This is a genomic window from Bartonella sp. AA56HLJMS, from assembly GCF_042197145.1.
GTDB lineage: Bacteria > Pseudomonadota > Alphaproteobacteria > Rhizobiales > Rhizobiaceae > Bartonella.
Genome location: NZ_JBHIRL010000119.1, coordinates 1 through 527 on the forward strand (window position 1 = coordinate 1; position 527 = coordinate 527).

General features: G+C 41.4%; 1 pseudogene. It reads left to right on the forward strand.

Annotation, left to right across the window (positions count from 1 at the left end):
• A pseudogene (locus ACFINI_RS10190) lies at positions 1 to 527 on the forward strand (filamentous hemagglutinin); the annotation flags it as partial.

Below are 527 nucleotides of genomic sequence, written 5' to 3' on the forward strand. Positions count from 1 at the left end.
TCTGGTGGCGGTGCTTTGCAACAGGGGAAATATGGCATCATAAAAAATATTGCTAAAAATGCTTTAAGTCATGGAAAGGCCAAGGATGGAGCAGAAGGGGAAACCAAATCTGCTATCAGTGATGGGACTATCATCCTTACTGATACAACTGGACAAAGGGCGATGGGGCAAGATGCTGGACAAATCATTGGCTCTCTCAACCGCAACACCGCTACAGCCCACCAAGCAGTAGAACAGCTAGATGTCGCATCGCTTGAGGGGATAGTACATAATCGCGTAGATATGATCAATGATTTATCGGATGAAGGATCTAATATCTTTGAACAGAGCTTTGTAAACATGTTTATCAAAGAGCATTATCTGGCTACTGTGGATCACGATGAAAATGGCAATGTGATCTATGCAAAAGATGAAAATGGGAAATATATAAAAGACAGTCATGGAAACCCGCAGCCGCAATATCATTATTTAACGCCTGAAGAACAACAGAATTTACAAAAAGGTTCTGATGGCAAGGTTCATGTTTT